Consider the following 16,808-nt stretch of genomic DNA (forward strand, 5'->3'; position numbering starts at 1 on the left):
AAAAACTCAATATATTAAAAATTAACACTTTATAATTATTTTTTATCTAAAAACTTAACATTGAGTGATTTGTTTATTGGTTATCTTTACTTAACTGTTAATTAACAATTTAGTTACATTGCTAACGAAATCCCTATCTAAAAGCACATTTATTATGGAAAACAACAACGAAGAAATTACTCCTGAAAAAATTGATTCACCAACACCTGAAAATATTCAGCCTGTTACAGAAAATAAAAAAACGGTAAATACACCGGCAGCAAAAACATCCGTTCGCAAAGCAACACCTGTTAAGCCATCTACCACAACAGTAAAGAAAACACCAGTAGCTACAGTAAAAAGTGCTACGACTGCACCAATTAAAAGAACAAGAACTGCTCCTGCAAGAAAAATTACTCCAGCTGTTATTGAGAAAACAGAAGAAATAACTACTCCAAAAGTAACGATCAAAGCGACAAAAGAACAAAAGCCAACAGAAAATAAAATTGATGTGGCGGGAATAACAGGAGAAGATAAAAAAGATAAATCAACAGATAAAAAGAAGAAGAAAGTGAAAGACAAGGACAAAGAAAAAGAGAAAAAGAAATTAGCGAAGAAAAAAGATCAGGCTAAAAAAGACAAAAAGAAAGAAAAAGCCAAAAAAGCAAAACAAAAAGCTGCTGCTAAGAAAAAAGAAAAAGCGAAAAAAGCTAAGGATAAAGCAAAAGCTAAAAAAATAGCGAAAAAGAAAGCTAAATCTCAGAAAAAAGCAAAAGCTAAAAAGAAAAAATAAAGATCAAAAGAGGCTGTCCGAAAAGTAATTTTTCAGACAGCCTTTTTTACTGCTATTTGAGAGTTATAAAAAACAGGATAGATAATTGCTCCCGCGAAGTATCCTATTTATAGCAAATTTAAAGGGTTTGGGTCAAAGCTACAGCGTAGCGCTATTTTTGTTTTTCTTCAGATTATTATATATATAACCCGACGCGGCAGATTCTTGAAATATGAATATTGAAATTTCTATAAATATGTCGTCCTTCCGGGACTTAGTAAAAAAAGACTAGCCCCCAATTGCAATCATACTGCGATTATCAAAATGCAGAGACGGATCATCCATTTCTGCAATGGTAACCATTCCCGCCCTAATTTTCTTTTTACTTTTTACAGCATCACCAATTAAATTTGTGATCGATTCTCCCTTTCTAAAAGGAGTAAGCAAATCAGTTTCAGAATTCGAAAAAAGACAATTCTTAATTTTACCGTTTGCTGTCAGGCGAATTCGGTTACAGCCATCACAAAACGGGTTTGTAATAGAGCTTATAATCCCAAAATCACCTTGAAAATTCTTTATCTTATAAGTTCTTGCGGTAAAGTTTTTCTCGTCTTCTAATTTCAGAATTTCATCAGCAGAAAAAGCTTTTGCTAATTCAGATAAAATATCATTTTCAGAAATCATTTTACTTCTGTCCCATTGATTTCCTGCAAAAGGCATGAACTCAATAAAACGAATCGAAATTGGCAAAAACTGTGTAAGTTTAATAAAGTCTGTGATTTCATTTTCATTAAACCCTTTTATTAAAACAACATTTACTTTTACCTGAAAATCATTATTCAAAAGCAAATGCAAATTATCAATAACTTTCTCGAACTGGTTTCTAAGGGTTACCGAATGAAATTTAGACGAAATCAGGGTATCTAAACTCAAATTGATTTTCCTGATGTTATATTGCTTTAAAACATCAATATGGCGGTCGATCAAAATACCATTTGTAGTAATAGAAAGCGAAACTCCCAAGGTTGATAATTGGGCAATTATCTCCGGAAAATCTTTTCTTAATAGGGGTTCTCCTCCTGTTAATCTTATTTTATCGACACCATTTTCTACGAAAGTTTGGGCAATCGAAAAAATCTCATGAGCCGTCATTAAACTGGCTTTTGGAGATAATTCGATTCCGTCAGCAGGCATGCAATACGTACAACGCAAATTGCATTTCTCTAACAACGAAATACGCAAATAATTGTGTTTTCGTCCAAAATCATCCGTTAAAATGGATTTAGAGGGTTTCATGATTTTTTCCTTTTAAAATATGAAAAACATGCAATACATGCGGGAAAACAGCATCCATGGATTCTCTTGCCCCGTTTGTAGAGCCCGGTAATGCCAGAATTAAACTTTTACCCAATGTTCCTGCTACTGTTCTGGACAACATGGCATACGGCATACGTTGTTGCCCGTAATTGCGAATTGCTTCTTCGATTCCGGGTATCCTGCTCTCTAACAAGGGAGATAATGCTTCTGGCGTAACATCTCTTGGAGATAATCCCGTACCTCCGGTAAAAATTACCAATTGATGTTCCTTTGCAAAAGCTTTTGCCTTTTCCTGAATACTATCAATTTCATCAGGAATAATTTCATAATGAGCCGTTACAACTCCGCAAGCACTAAGTTTCTCTACTATTACTTTTCCGGAACGATCTTCTTTGTCACCGGCAAAAATAGAATCAGAACATACAAAAACTGCTGCTTTTATTGCATTTGGAAATTTATTTTTAAACGATGATTTTCCGCCTTCTTTATTGATTAATTTAATGGTCGAAATTTCTATTTCCTTATCAATCGGTTTCAGCATATCATACATCGTTAATGCAACTATCGATGCTCCGTGCATGGCCTCTACCTCAACTCCGGTTTTGTAAACCGTTTTTACATTGAAAATAATCTGAATGTCTAAACCTTCAATTTTATAGTCTACCGAAGTAAATTCAATTGGAATCGGGTGACAATCCGGTATAGACAAATGCGTGTTTTTTACAGCAAATAATCCTGCCGTTTTTGCCATTTCGAAAACATTTCCTTTTGGAACCAGATTATTTACCACAGCATCAATTGTCTCTTGTTTACTTACTTTGACAATTGCAGTTGCTGTTGCAGCTCTTAAAGTGCTTATTTTATGGGTAATATCAACCATTTTAGGTGTTTTGTTTCCAGGTGAATGTATCGTTTTCAAACATTTCTTTACCAAAAATTGGCACATCGGTTTTTATCCAGTTTACAATGGCTTCTGTAGCTTCATAAACTTGCTTGCGTCGCATTGCCGAAACAAATACAAACAAGCAAATTTCACCTGCTTTTATCACACCTAAACTGTGATAAATATGCATACAGGTCAAATCAAATTTAGCAAAAGCTTTTTCCCGAATCGTGTGCAAAGCTTCATTTGCCATATCTGTGTAAGCCGAATAGTCGATTGCTACAACCGTATTATCATGAATAACATCTGCGCGAACTTGTCCTAAAAAAATATTATGCGCACCAATAGTATGTTTCGATTGATGTTTTGCTATAGATTCAGCGATAAATTCAGGAGAAATTGGTCCTTCTACAAATACATTTTTACTCATTATATTTTATTTTTTTGCCACAGATTATATGGATTAAAATGATTTTTCTTTTGCCACGGATTACACGAATTTTCACTAATTTTTATGCTTAATAATTATTAAAAAATTAATTCGTGTTAATTGGTATAATTCGTGGCTAACAAATTTTATACTCTTTTTTAATCTATAAAATCTGAAGTTAAACTTTTTAATAATTGCTTCATTGCTACCGCGCCACCACTAATACTTTTTACATTTTTAAACTCCCGTTTTTGAAGTAATTCAACTGCCACTTTACTTCTGATTCCGGATTGACAAAAAACATAAATTATTTGGCTTTTATCCCATTTTTGAATCTGGGTTTCTAAATTCTTTAACGGAATTTGGATTTGATTTTTTAAACTGATTTTTGGCAATTCATCTTCATTTCTAACATCTAAAAATAAAACTTCATCGTTATTAATTTCATTAAAAACAGATTCAAAATTTATTTCTTCACCTTTATTTTCTATTCTATTGTATTTTTCTTCAAAAGCTTTTTTATCCATCAAAAGAATATAATTTTTCTCAAAATCATACTTTTGCTGATCGTTGTTTAGAATACTATAAACCAATATCTTACCACTCAATACGTCTCCTGTTTCCAGAATCATTTTTATGACTTCGCTGGCCTGTAACATGCCAATTATGCCAACCGAAATTCCAATTACTCCGGCATCTTCACAACCCTCTGCATCATTATTTTCATTGGGATACAAACATCTGTAAGTTGGTCCGTTTTGATAATTAAAGACTGAAACCTGCCCTTGAAATCTAAAAATAGATCCATAAACCATTGGTTTATTTGTTACTAAACAAGCATCATTTATTAAATATTTAATAGCAATATTATCCGTCGCATCAACAATAATGTCATATTTACTAAAGAGATATATGGCATTTTTGCCTGATAATTTCTCCCTTATTGCATTTACTTTGACAAGCGGATTCAGCCCAAACATCATTGCTTTTGCTTCTTCGACTTTATATTTTCCTATGGACGAACTTTTATAAATCACCTGACGATGTAAATTAGAAATTTCGATCAAGTCATCATCTACAATACCAATTTCGCCAACGCCCGTAGCTGCTAAATAAGGCAATATTGCAGCAGCCAGACCTCCGGCTCCAATAACCAAAACTTTGGCTTTTGTTAATTTATCCTGACCTGATTCTCCTATTTCAGGAAGAATTATCTGTCGGTCATAACGCGCTGGTGCATTCATAAAATTAATTTTTATCCTCCTGCAAAAGGAGGCAACAAAGCTACAGTATCACTTGTTTGCAAAGTGTACCCGGTTGTTTTTGGTACTATTTTCTGATTTACTGCAACACTAAACGACAACGATTCAAATTGATATTTTTTCTCCAAATCCTGCAATAATTCTTGCAGCGATATTCCGGAAAAAGATATTTTTTCGAACGAACATTTCGTTTTTTCAGCTACAGCTCCAAAATATTTAATCTCAATCATTACTTTAAATTTAAATTCTGAAAAATAAATTCATCTTCAAAATGCTCCTGAAAATAAGACGTCAGCCTCGAAGTATTTTTCACTACTTCGCCTATTACAATAATTGCCGGTGACGAAATTTTATGCTCCACTACTAACTTACTAATCGAACGTATCGTTCCTACTACTTTCTGCTCTGTATCTTTGGTTCCGTTTTGGATAATAGCAATTGGCAAATCATCCGTTCGGTTTTCCTGATAGATAGCAATTATTTCTTCTAATTTATGCATTCCCATTAAGATCACAACCGTAGCATTAGATTTTGAAGCTAAATAAATATCTTTAGACAATTCATGATTTGAAGTTGTACCGGTAATTACCCAGAAACTTTCGGCTATCTGACGTTGTGTTAAACTTATTCCAACCGAAGCCGGAACACCTAAAGCAGATGAAATTCCGGGAACAATTTCTGTCTCTAAATCAAATTGTGCCGCGTACTCAATTTCTTCGCTTCCTCTTCCAAAAATAAACGGATCTCCTCCTTTTAAACGTACTACATGACCATAACGATTTGCCATCGAAACAATCAATTCGTTGATCTGATCTTGTGTGTAGGCATGACATCCCAATCGTTTGCCCACGAAAACAATTTCGGCATGGTTTGCATATTGCAGTATATCTTCGTTTACAAGGGCATCATACAAAACTACATCAGCATTTTCTAACGCTTTTATAGCTTTTAAGGTTATCAATTCAGCATCTCCGGGTCCTGCGCCTACAACTGTTAATTTTGGCGTTTTTAAATTTCGCATAGTAATTAGCTTAAATTGATATTCAGATCGTTTAGTTCGTCTGCCGAATTAATATTCGTTAAATGAAAATTTTCACTCTCTTCTATTGTGATAATCTGATGCGGAATTCTCGCTATTAAATTCATCATTTTTAAATCATTGTTATCAATTGCGCTTTTGATAACGGACACTATTTTTTTAGAATAAATCCCTATTAACGGATGCATTCTGCTTTCAGAAGCAAAAACAGTAATTTCAGCTTCCTGATTATGTTTCGAAATTAATTCTGATAATAGCTCCGTCGAAATTAACGGAATATCACAACTCAAAATCAGATTAAACTCAGTTTCAGTATTGGTCAACGCGGTATAAATACCACCCAAAGGTCCTTTATCTAATAGTATATCCGGTATTTTTTGATACGGCAGATAATCATACTCCTTATTATTTGTTACTAATTTTATATTTTCTGTAAGAGGCAAAACCGCCTGAATAATGTGCTCAATAAAGGGCTTATTTTGAAACAGAACAAGTCCTTTCTCAGATTGCATCCGGGAACTTTTTCCTCCGCAAAGAATAAAGATTGTTAAAGCTTCCATATTAAATCATTTATAATTATAGTTTTTTAACACATAGAAGCATAACTTTTCAGACCGCTTAAAAGTCGTTTCACTTTGCATAAATACACAGCGCTATGTGTGATAACGTGTTATCATTATTACCTTTCCACAAACTATAAAATCTATGTTTCTATGCGTTTAAAATTTAAACTCATTTTATGGAAAAATCAATTTTATACTTGCCATTAAAATAACAGTTCCCAGAACAAATTTCAAGGTTCTGTTAGAGAAATAACCACTTCCGTAGAATCCGCCTAATACTCCTCCTACAACTGCAATTGGAACCAGATAAAAACTTTCTGTCGGAATTGTTTTTCCTCCTAAAAAGAATCCCATCATTCCTGCAAACGAGTTCACAAAAATGAATAAGCTTGATATTGCTGCCGATTCTTTGACAGTTGCCCATCCTAAAAATAATAATATTGGACTCAGGATAATTCCGCCACCAATACCTAACATTCCGGATAACAAACCTATTATAAATCCTATTGCCAAAGCAAAAGGCAATTTAATCTCTACTGCTTCTTTTTCTTTAAAATTAAAAATTCCGAACAATCGAAGTGCTGCAAAAACCAAAACAATTCCTAAAATAATTTTATAAATCGTACTATCCAGCGTTACAAAACCACCTATAAATGCTGCCGGAACTGATGCTATAGCAAACGGGTAAAAGAGTTTTGGCTTAAAATAATTCATCCTGTAATAAAAGAAAAACGAAATACTCGAAACAAATAAATTCAACAACAAAGCCGAAGGTTTCATGATCGCAACCGGAAAAGCAAAAATGGTCATCAAAGCCAAATAACCCGACGCACCGCCATGCCCAACACTTGAGTACAGAAAAGCAATTACAATTAATGCAAAACTGAATAATAAAATATTTTCGGAACTAAGAAGGTTCATAATTTTTGTTTCAGGGGTATTAAGAATGCGTTTTTGTTTCAGGTTTCAGGTTTAATTTACGTACCCATATCATAATCTCTTTATTCTTTACTCTATTCTCTTTATTCTATTCTCTTTATTCTATCCTCTTTATTCTATTCTCTTTATTCTATCCTCTTTATTCTATCCTCTTTCCTCCAAAATCTAATCTATAGGCAACAACGTCACAAGCTGTCCTTTTTTTAATGTTTGCGCCTCATTCGGGACTATTAATAAACTATTGGCAATTGCAAAAGTATTTAACATTGCTGAACTCTGACCTTCTAAAACGGTAACATCAGTTTCATCATACAATGCTTTTAAGAACAATGTTTTTCCGGTTGTATTGGTAACACTCTCCTTTAATTTTCGAATTACTTTTTTTAAGTGAATATCTGAAAATCCCATTCTGTTTTTAATTGCCGGATAGACATAAATATAAAAATTAGTCAGTGATGAAGCCGGATTTCCGGGTAATGCAAAAACTAAAGTTTCATTTTTAGAGCCAAAAAACATCGGTTTACCGGGTTTCTGATTGATCTTATAAAACAGTTCTTCTACTCCATTTTCCAATAAAGCTTCTTTTACAAAGTCATAATCTCCAACAGAAATTCCGCCTGAGACCAAAACGATATCGTATTTTTTTAAAATTTCTTTTAATGCCTTTTTAGTCGCTTTTAAATTATCTTTTACTTTATAAACTTTTGCTTTTTTTATTCCGATGGTTTGAAGTGCTGCTTGCAACATTACCGAATTACTTTCGTAAATTTTTCCTTTTGGCAACTTTTCTCCCGGTTTTACTAATTCATTTCCCGTTACTAAAATGGCAACTTTAGGCTTTTTATAAACTTCAATTTCAGTGATTCCTAAACAGGACAAAAATCCAATGGCTGCCGGTGTAATCAAAGTATTGGCATCAAAAACAATTTCTTCTGCACCAATTTGTTCTCCTTTATTCCTTACATTTTCATATTGCTGAGGCATTCTGGTAATCAAAATCGATTTTTCGGTAGCCATTACATGTTCCTGCATGACTACAGTATCAGCATTATGAGGTACAAATGCACCTGTAAAAATACGAATTGCCTCGTTTTCCTTTAGTGCTATTTTTGAATGATCTCCAGCTTGCGAACTGCCTATCACATCATATTGGTGTTTTTCGCTATGAATAAAAGCATAACCATCCATTGCTGATTGCCTAAATGGTGGCATTGCAATTGGCGAGTAAACAGTAGTAGCCAGAATATAACCTAATGATTTACTTACCTCAATTTTCCGGATAGGCATACTAGTACTATTCTCTGCAATAATTGATAATGCTTCTTCGACTTGAATCATAGTTGCTATTTTTATATACAAGCAAAAATACTTATCACAAATATAAGTATTTGTACTTAGTTTAAATCATTGATAATCTAAAAATTTTTAAAGAATATAAATTTAGGCTTAATTCTTCATATACTTCCAGAAAAAATGATAAATAGCTTTTGAGGCTCTCTTTTAGAAAAGGTTAAAGTTTATTTTCTTTTAAAATTTCCTGTTGGCAAATAATACATCCATGCAAAACCAATAAAAAACAAAACAGCAGAAGCTATAAAAGCAGGTAATAATATTTCTTTATTATGATCTAAGGCATTATTCAAGGAAGCGTATAATAACCAAATCTGAATACTAACATTCAAAATTAAAACAAAGATAAGTGTCGATAGAATATTATTAAGTTTATTAGGATTTGTACGATTCTGACTTCTTCTAAAAGTACTCATAGGTATTGAATTTTAAGTTATAGAAATTTGTCTTTGTTTTCGACCATTGCTTTTACAAAAACGGCATTATCTTTAAAAAACACCTCTAATTGTGGTAAAGCTCTTGGTGGTGGTCCCGCAATTACATCTCCGGTCATGGCATCAAATGAGCCTTCGTGACACGGACAGTGAATAATTCCGGTTCCGGGTTTGTAGAATACGGAACAGGAAAGATGCGTACATTTTTGCTCATAAGCCCTGAAATCGCCACTCTCTAAATGAATGAGTATGTACGGAACTGTACTTCCTTCGATGACGAAACCTCTTGTTCCTCCTACCGGAACTTCATCTGTATTGCAAATAAAATGTTCTCCCTGTACGCCTTCTTTTGGTGACAAATAAGCTTTGGCAGCAACGAATCCGCTACCTACCATTAATCCTCCCGAAACAAAAGTCAGGAATTTAGCAAAATCACGACGGCTTACCTGAGTTGACTCGAGTTTTTTTATTGGGAAATCTTTTTTCCAGTTTTCATTTAAATTATCTTCTTTTGACATGGATACAGATTTAATATATTCTTAATTCTTTACTTCCCTTCGGCATCATAATGTTTACTTTGGTATTTACTGTTTCTTTACCAAAAATAAACGAGTTGACCGGGGAACTGTTTGGTCTCATTTCTTCGATCTCTGCTCTGGTTCCGTAAAACAAAGCACCACTCGGGCAAACAGTTGCACACATCGGTTTTTTACCAACGCTTGTTCTGTCATAACACATCGTACATTTCATCATCAAATCATACTCTTCCATCTTTTTGGGAACTCCAAACGGACATGCCATTACACAATTAGAACAACCTATACATCGTTCGGTATTGGCAGTATGGACAACACCAAATTCATCTTGCGAAATAGCATCGGCAGGACAAACATTTGCACATACCGGATCTTCACAATGCATACAAACCTGTACGGTAGTTTGAATTGTCGAAGAACGTTCTACATAATTTACGCTTATCAATGATTCCTGCCCATTGGTTTCGCATTCTGCACAAGCCATTTCGCAGGCTTTACAACCAATGCAACGTTGCAGATCTACAAAAAACTCTTCGTTTTTATTGAAATTAGTTAAATTCATCGTGGCATTTTTTTATAGATTAAACACTTGCATAAGCTTCAGATTCTGTAGATGGTGGTGCAATTATTCCTTGCGGATCTAATAAACACGCACAAACTTTAAATTCGGGTATTTTAGAAATAGGGTCTAAAGTTCCGGGCGTTAACAAATTGGCAGATTTTGCTCCCGGCCAGTGGTACGGTATAAAAACAGTATCTTTTCTGATTGTTTCAACAATATTAGCCGGAAAAATTCCTTCTCCTCTTCGCGTTGCCACTCTTACCAATTCCCTTTGTTTAATTCCGTATTTCAATGCCAGTTCCGGATGAATTTCCAGCAAAGGCTCAGGAAACTGATCTACCAGTTTACCTATTCGTCGCGTTTGTGTCCCGCTTAAATATTGAGAAACCACACGTCCTGTTGTAAGCGTTATTGGATATTCGTCGTCTGTAACTTCGCCGGGTAATTTATATGGTGCAGGATTAAAATGCGCTTTTTTATCTGGTGTAGCAAATACTTTATCTTCCCATAATCTGGGCGTCCCCGGATGATCATCTGTAGGACAAGGCCAGAAAACCCCCATATTGTCTTCTATTTTTTGATAAGAAATCCCAAAATAATCTGCGGTACCCCCTTTAGAAGCGACTCGTAATTCGTTAAATATAGCCTCACTATTTTCATAAGTAAACTTGTCTTCTTCACCCAATCTTTTGGCTAGTTCTAAAAATATCGAAGTATCGGTTCTGGCATCTCCCGGAGGAGTTACAGCCTGACGTATTCTAATAACACGCCCTTCTGCAGATGTTGTGGTTCCTTCCTCTTCTTCCTGCAATGATCCTGCAAGAACAATATCGGCATGACGCGCAGTTTCATTCAAAAAGAAATCGATACACACATAAAACTCTAATTTTTCAAGCGCAGATCGTACATAATTACTATTGGGCAATGAAACTAAGGGATTAAAACAAATAGAAATTAATCCTTTGATTTCTCCGCTATGTATCGCTTCTATGATTTCGTAAGCGGTAAGTCCTTTACCGGGCATATCTTTTTCGTCGATGCCCCAAACTTCGGAAATATATTTACGATGTTCCGGATTTTCAATATCTCTGTTTCCGGGCAATTGATCGCATTTATGACCGTGTTCCCTTCCTCCTTGTCCATTTCCTTGTCCTGTTATCGTTCCGTAACCACAATAAGGTCTGCCAATTCTTCCTGTTGCCAAAACCAGATTAATACAACCTACAACATTATCAACACCTTTAGAGTGGTGTTCGATCCCGCGGGCATGCAGTAAAAAGCTTGTTTTTGCTTTTCCCCATAATTCTGCCGCTTCTCTTATTTTATTTTTATCAATACCTGTAATCTCTTCCGCCCATTCGAGCGTATAATCTTTTACAGCATCTATTGTTTGCTGAAAACCTGATGTATAATTATCTATAAAATCATGATCCACCATATCGTGATCTACTAGATATTTTAGCATAGCGCCATATAAAGCCGAATCTGTTCCGGGTTTTACATCCAGATGCACATCGGCAGTTCTGGCTAACGGAATTACTCTTGGATCAATTACGATCAATTTGGCTCCACGATCTCTGGCTTTCCAAATCCAGTGTGTTAATGTTGGAAAAGTTTCGCTAATATTTGCTCCGGCAACAATAATCACTTCGGCATATTCTAAGTCAGAATAATTGTTTGAAGCACGATCTAAACCAAAAGCTTTTTTATTTCCAGCTCCGGCACTTACCATGCAAAGTCTTCCGTTATAATCCAGATTTCTGGTTTTTAAGGCTACCCTTGCAAATTTTCCTACCAGATAACTTTTTTCATTCGTCAATGATACTCCTGATAACATCGAAAAAGCATGTTTCCCATATTTTTCCTGAATTCTTTTAATCTCAGATACGGTTTTATCCATGGCTTCATCCCAGGTTGTTTTTTCGAAACCTTTTCCTTCTACTCTTTTTAAAGGGTGCAGAAGACGATCGGGATGGTTGTTTTGCAGATAACGCTGAACTCCTTTTGGACATAAACGTCCCTCATTAAAAGGGAATTCCATCCAGGGTTCAAAACCTACCACTTTGTTTTCTTTTACTAATAACTGAATCCCACACTGCATGCCGCAAAAACAACAATGCGTTTTTACTACTTCGTCCGGTTCATCTCTACCTACGTAACCATCTTTTGGTGCATAATTTAAATGCGGTCCAAAATCTTCAATAATCTTTTCAGTTGATACGGGTAATTTTGCCATGTTTTTATTTTTAGTTTTCAGTCTCGTTTTTTTAGTCGCAGTTTTCAGTCGCAGTATTCAGTCCCAGTTTTCAGTCTCAGTTTTCAGTTGCCGTCTACAAACTGTCACTGTAAACTGCGACTGAAAACTGTCACTGTAAACTATTCTTACTGTGAATGAATACTTTAAAAATTTATCCAAATAAGTTTCCACCATTTGCTAATCTCGCTTTTAGATGCGCCTGAGCCAGGCGGGATCTTTTTCCTTCTGGGCTTAAATCAAGGTGCGAGGTTCCGTCTTCATGTGTAAAGTCAAAACCTAATTCTTTGGTTACAATCTTTAAATCACTGATATGCAGTTTTGTTGCAAATGCTTCTCCGGTATGCGGACAAACTGCCATTCCCATCTTCATACCTTCTTTTTTATAAATATGAGCCCCAATTTGTGCAGGGCGCTGGATGATGTGAAAGAATTTTCCAAACGGAATCCATATCAAAAACATTATCACGGTTACAGCATGAATTACAGCTAGAAAATCATACGCAAATCCTTTCATAAACTGATACGAATAGGTAAGACACAATCCTGTAACTGATATTGCGATTAATAGAATAAGAGGCAATAAATCGCCTTCAAAAGTTTGAGTGGCAATTAAACCGGGATTTGTTAAACGTCTTCGCAAATAATAAACAGATCCAAAAATTACCAACCACGAAGACCAGTTCAGGGCATGAAAAATTAAGAATGCCAGGACAGATCCTATTTTAAAATCCATCATTTTGAATCCAAAAAAATGTGCTTCGTAAATTGATATTGAATTGGGTGCCAATGTAAAATGAATCCATCCAAATGTTAGCGGAATTGTAATTGCAAACGCAGACAAACATCCTAATGCAATACAAAAGTGGGCTGCCCAACGATATTTGCTTCTTGGATAAATAAATTTTTGAACGACAACATTTTCTACCGTTTCCTTCCCTAAAAACCATATATGAGAAAGTATTTTCCCCGTGAACAGAAACTTAAGACTTCGTTTGAAATACATCCATGTTGGCGGACGCTGCAACCAAACCGAATAGCGGTATACAATCCCGAAGAATGCAAATACTGTCCCGAATAAATAAGTGACAAGGGCAGCATCAAAATTTTGCAATTGTCTGGATCCGTAAAACACAAGCACTATCGTTAAGGCAGATACTAGCGTTGCAACAAGTAAAGCTTTGGTATTAAATGTTTTATTTTTCATCCTGAATTATAATTTAATGATTACTCCTTAACTTGGTTTCTCGCAACCTTTACGATTGTAAAACCACCTATTGATACCTGTTGCTACTATAGCAAAAAAAGCAACTCCTACAAAAAACTGATTTACAGTACCATTCGCAGAGATATTATTACCAATTAGTTTAGAAAAGATAAAAGGTCCAAATGCTGCAATTGCTGCTGTCCATCCGATAACTCCGGCTGCCTGACGTTGATTTTCTGCAAAAATAATTGGGTATTGTCTAAAAGTTCCGGCGTTTCCGATTCCGGTAAAAAAGAACATTCCTAGAATTACTGCTACAAACAATGGAAATTGATCCATACTTGTTGGTGCAACCAATCCTTGCGTTACCAGAATAATTGCTCCTGCCAGGATTCCTAAACCCGTTATTGTAGTAAGGATAGCCCCACCTACTTTATCAGCTACAAAACCAAAAGCGATTCTACTCGCAGAACCTAATAGCGGGCCATAAAATGCATATACTAAAGGATCCGGTGCATTAGGAAAATCTCCGTATAAAAACTTAATCATTAAAGGAAAAGCGGCAGAAAGACCCGCAAAAGTTCCAAAAGTCATGACGTAAGTAACCGTACAATACCAGGTATGTTTATTCGAGAAAATATCCATTTGCTCTTTTACAGAGGCTTTCATAGGGATACTTCTTAGATAAAACCAACTAATTAGTGATAATAATACTAAAAACGGAACGTACCAGAATGCTGCGGATTGTAAATATATTTCTTTGTTTTTTACAGCTGCATTGTCAGGACTAATATCGTTTAGGATTTTCTCTGCCAATTTTGGATTTGCGTTTGCAATGGCTTTTGCTTTCGCTTTTATCGGTAATGAAGTAAAAAGAACCACTTTATCATCTGAATGTATGGCTGTGGTAACAGAATCGATTACATTTTTCTTTACGTTTGATAAAATTTTAGCCTGTACATCAGGATTCAGCGCTGCAAAAACTTCTTTTTGCTTTTGTATCGTCGAAGTCTGAAAAACAGTTACGGTTTCTTTGGGATCAATACTTGTAAAAACCGATGCTGCTCCGTAAATCCCAACACTAATAATAAGTGGTGTAACAAATTGAGCCACCGAAACACCAAAATTTCCTATTCCTGCCTGAATTCCAAGTGCTGTACCTTTAAGTCTTTTAGGAAAAAACAAACTTGTACTGGGCATGTACGAAGAAAAATCTCCACCTCCAAAACCTGTTGTAAAGGCTAAAACTGCAAATACCCAAAATGGTGTATTGATATTCATTACGGCAAAACCAATTCCTATTACCGGAATTAATTTTATGGCTGTCGCAAAAGAAACGACATGTCGCGTTCCAAAAATTGGCAATATAAAAGTGTGTATAATTCGTAAAAAACCTGCTGCTAATCCGGGAATTGCTGTTAGCCAAAAAAGCTGATCTTTAGAAAAATTAAATCCTAATCCAGGCAGTTTAACGGCTATAACACTCATCATAAACCAGGAGGCAAATGACAGTAATAATGTAATAGTTGTTATTGTTAGTGTTTTCCAGGCAATTTTGCTTCCGGTAGAACTCCAGTATGTTTCATCTTCGGGTTCCCATTTGTCTAACCAAGTTTTCATATTTATGTATGTATTAAAAATAAATTAATGATTGTGTTCTATATCTCTGGTAAAATTTGGCGATTTTATACGCATTACATTTATGATGGTTCGATGCATCCAGAGCAAACAAAGAACAGATATGACGAAAATAAATATCCAGGAACTGGTCCAGAGTCCGGTGTAATTAAGGAGGTAACCAAAAATAATAGGACCAACAAAACCACCTAAACCGCCTATTAAACCTACCATCCCGCCTACGACACCAACCTCGTTAGGAAAGTATTCAGGAATATGTTTGTATACCGCAGCTTTACCAATCCCCCATGAAATCCCTATCAGGATTACCAAAATCACATATACCCAAAGATTCGCGCTAAACTTAATTTGGGTAATACCCTGCGCTAGCAATTCTTTCTTTTTTACTTCTTGATTTTGTTTGACTACAATTTCCTGCCACGAGTTTTTGACCGGAAAAATGGCTGTATCATGATTTCCTGAAGTTTCTTTTTTGTTGATTTTATGTACTTTACCATTTACGGTTATTGCAGTAGCAGAAATTTCGGTAACGACACCATTACGGCTTGCCAGAACTCCGGGTCCTGCCGTAAAAATTTCCATTTTGGGGAACATTAGTAAAAAACTAATAACAATCGATGAACCTAAAACCCAGTACATAACTTTTCTTGCTCCAAATTTATCCGATAAGTATCCGCCAAAAGCCCTGATGATTCCTGATGGTAAACTAAACATCGTGGCAAACATTCCTCCCATCACCAATGAGGTGTGGTAAACATTCATAAAATTGGGTAATAACCATTGCGAATAGGCAACAAAAAAACCAAAAACCAGAAAGTAATAGGCTCCAAATCTCCAAACCCTGATGTTTTTAAGAGGAGACAAAAGCTCTTTTATTGTTTTTGAAACTCCGGGATTGGTTTTGTTCTTAGCAAAAACGATAAAAAGTATTCCTATCACAACCAATACAACGGCATAAATAACCGGTAACATTTTCCAGCCATTTTGCGGATCCGTTTCTGAAAAATTATTCAATAAAGTAGGTGCAATAAAAGTAGTAATTGCGGCTCCGGCATTCCCCATTCCGAAAATACCTAAAGCTCTTCCCTGCCAATTTTTAGGATACCAAATCGAAGTGTAACCTATTCCTACTGCAAAGCTTGTCCCTACTAAACCGAAGAAAAAACTCAATACAGCAAAACTCCAGAACGAAGCTGCAAACGGAAGTAGAAAAAGTGGAATTGAACACAACAGCAATAAAATCGAAAATACAATTTTGCCACCATATTTATCTGTCAGTATACCTATAGGAAGTCTGAATATTGAACCTGATAAAATAGGAATTCCCAACAACCATCCTGTTTCGACAACTGTCCAGTCAAATATTCCTTTATCGACAAGATAGGTGACCAAAACACCATTTAATGTCCAGCAGGCAAAACAAATTGTAAATGCCAAGGTGTTTAAAAACAAAATTTTGTGAGATTGAGACAGATTACTCATATAGAAATAGTATAATATCTAATTTTTAATTCTAAAGGAGTACTAAACTTCCCTAATTAAAACGCAAAATTAAACCGTTAGATTCTTACAAAAAATGATATATATCATATTAAAACATTGTCATCTTCAATGCTGAAAAATAAACAAATACCTAAAAAACA

General features: G+C 35.1%; 17 protein-coding genes. 1 reads left to right on the plus strand and 16 read right to left on the minus strand.

Annotation, left to right across the window (positions count from 1 at the left end):
* The first annotated feature begins 154 nt into the window (after nt 1-154).
* Nucleotides 155-772 carry a hypothetical protein gene (locus tag B0A64_RS23160; RefSeq protein WP_089481832.1) on the plus strand — a complete coding sequence of 206 codons (618 nt, stop codon included), beginning with the start codon at nt 155-157 and terminating at the stop codon, nt 770-772.
* 267 nt (nt 773-1,039) lie between these two features.
* On the opposite strand, the gene moaA is transcribed toward B0A64_RS23160, so the two are convergent.
* From moaA to B0A64_RS23240, 16 genes are all read right to left on the minus strand, one after another.
* Nucleotides 1,040-2,047 (minus strand): GTP 3',8-cyclase MoaA, encoded by a 1,008-nt coding sequence (gene moaA / locus B0A64_RS23165; RefSeq protein WP_089481833.1) that lies wholly within the window; start codon nt 2,045-2,047, stop codon nt 1,040-1,042.
* The gene (moaCB, locus tag B0A64_RS23170) at nt 2,034-2,948 is read right to left on the minus strand and encodes a bifunctional molybdenum cofactor biosynthesis protein MoaC/MoaB (RefSeq protein ID WP_089481834.1); all 915 of its coding nucleotides are present in this window, start codon (nt 2,946-2,948) and stop codon (nt 2,034-2,036) included. The genes moaA and moaCB overlap by 14 nt, the downstream gene beginning before the upstream one ends.
* A gap of 1 nt (nt 2,949) precedes the next feature.
* Nucleotides 2,950-3,381, minus strand: a complete 432-nt coding sequence (locus B0A64_RS23175; protein WP_089481835.1) for a molybdenum cofactor biosynthesis protein MoaE — start codon at nt 3,379-3,381, stop codon at nt 2,950-2,952.
* Between the two features lie 158 nt (nt 3,382-3,539).
* On the minus strand, nt 3,540-4,625 hold the full coding sequence (locus tag B0A64_RS23180; RefSeq protein WP_089481836.1) for a HesA/MoeB/ThiF family protein: 1,086 nt from the start codon (nt 4,623-4,625) through the stop codon (nt 3,540-3,542).
* An 11-nt stretch (nt 4,626-4,636) separates the two neighbouring features.
* Nucleotides 4,637-4,873 (minus strand): MoaD/ThiS family protein, encoded by a 237-nt coding sequence (locus tag B0A64_RS23185; RefSeq protein ID WP_089481837.1) that lies wholly within the window; start codon nt 4,871-4,873, stop codon nt 4,637-4,639.
* Complete coding sequence (gene cobA, locus B0A64_RS23190; RefSeq protein ID WP_089481838.1) at nt 4,873-5,664, minus strand: uroporphyrinogen-III C-methyltransferase; 792 nt, start codon at nt 5,662-5,664, stop codon at nt 4,873-4,875. The genes B0A64_RS23185 and cobA overlap by 1 nt, the downstream gene beginning before the upstream one ends.
* Nucleotides 5,665-5,669: 5 nt before the next feature.
* Entirely contained in the window at nt 5,670-6,242 is a 573-nt protein-coding gene (locus B0A64_RS23195) for a molybdenum cofactor guanylyltransferase (protein WP_089481839.1), read from the minus strand.
* A 177-nt stretch (nt 6,243-6,419) separates the two neighbouring features.
* The gene (locus B0A64_RS23200; protein WP_089481840.1) at nt 6,420-7,166 is read right to left on the minus strand and encodes a sulfite exporter TauE/SafE family protein; all 747 of its coding nucleotides are present in this window, start codon (nt 7,164-7,166) and stop codon (nt 6,420-6,422) included.
* 183 nt (nt 7,167-7,349) lie between these two features.
* Entirely contained in the window at nt 7,350-8,522 is a 1,173-nt protein-coding gene (locus tag B0A64_RS23205; protein WP_089481841.1) for a molybdopterin molybdotransferase MoeA, read from the minus strand.
* Between the two features lie 179 nt (nt 8,523-8,701).
* On the minus strand, nt 8,702-8,950 hold the full coding sequence (locus tag B0A64_RS23210; RefSeq protein WP_089481842.1) for a DUF6755 family protein: 249 nt from the start codon (nt 8,948-8,950) through the stop codon (nt 8,702-8,704).
* 17 nt (nt 8,951-8,967) lie between these two features.
* Entirely contained in the window at nt 8,968-9,486 is a 519-nt protein-coding gene (locus tag B0A64_RS23215) for a QcrA and Rieske domain-containing protein (protein WP_089481843.1), read from the minus strand.
* A gap of 10 nt (nt 9,487-9,496) precedes the next feature.
* Nucleotides 9,497-10,066, minus strand: a complete 570-nt coding sequence (locus B0A64_RS23220; protein ID WP_089481844.1) for a 4Fe-4S dicluster domain-containing protein — start codon at nt 10,064-10,066, stop codon at nt 9,497-9,499.
* A gap of 19 nt (nt 10,067-10,085) precedes the next feature.
* Nucleotides 10,086-12,302, minus strand: a complete 2,217-nt coding sequence (locus B0A64_RS23225) for a molybdopterin oxidoreductase family protein (RefSeq protein WP_089481845.1) — start codon at nt 12,300-12,302, stop codon at nt 10,086-10,088.
* Between the two features lie 172 nt (nt 12,303-12,474).
* Entirely contained in the window at nt 12,475-13,527 is a 1,053-nt protein-coding gene (locus tag B0A64_RS23230; RefSeq protein ID WP_089481846.1) for an MFS transporter, read from the minus strand.
* A 27-nt stretch (nt 13,528-13,554) separates the two neighbouring features.
* Nucleotides 13,555-15,147, minus strand: coding sequence for a magnesium transporter MgtE N-terminal domain-containing protein (locus tag B0A64_RS23235; protein ID WP_089481847.1), 1,593 nt, complete (start codon nt 15,145-15,147; stop codon nt 13,555-13,557).
* Nucleotides 15,148-15,171: 24 nt separating this feature from the next.
* Nucleotides 15,172-16,647: an MFS transporter gene (locus B0A64_RS23240; protein ID WP_089481848.1), complete on the minus strand. Its 1,476-nt coding sequence runs from the start codon at nt 16,645-16,647 to the stop codon at nt 15,172-15,174.
* Nucleotides 16,648-16,808 lie beyond the last annotated feature (161 nt).

The organism is Flavobacterium araucananum (assembly GCF_002222055.1).
GTDB classification, from domain to species: Bacteria; Bacteroidota; Bacteroidia; order Flavobacteriales; family Flavobacteriaceae; genus Flavobacterium; species Flavobacterium araucananum.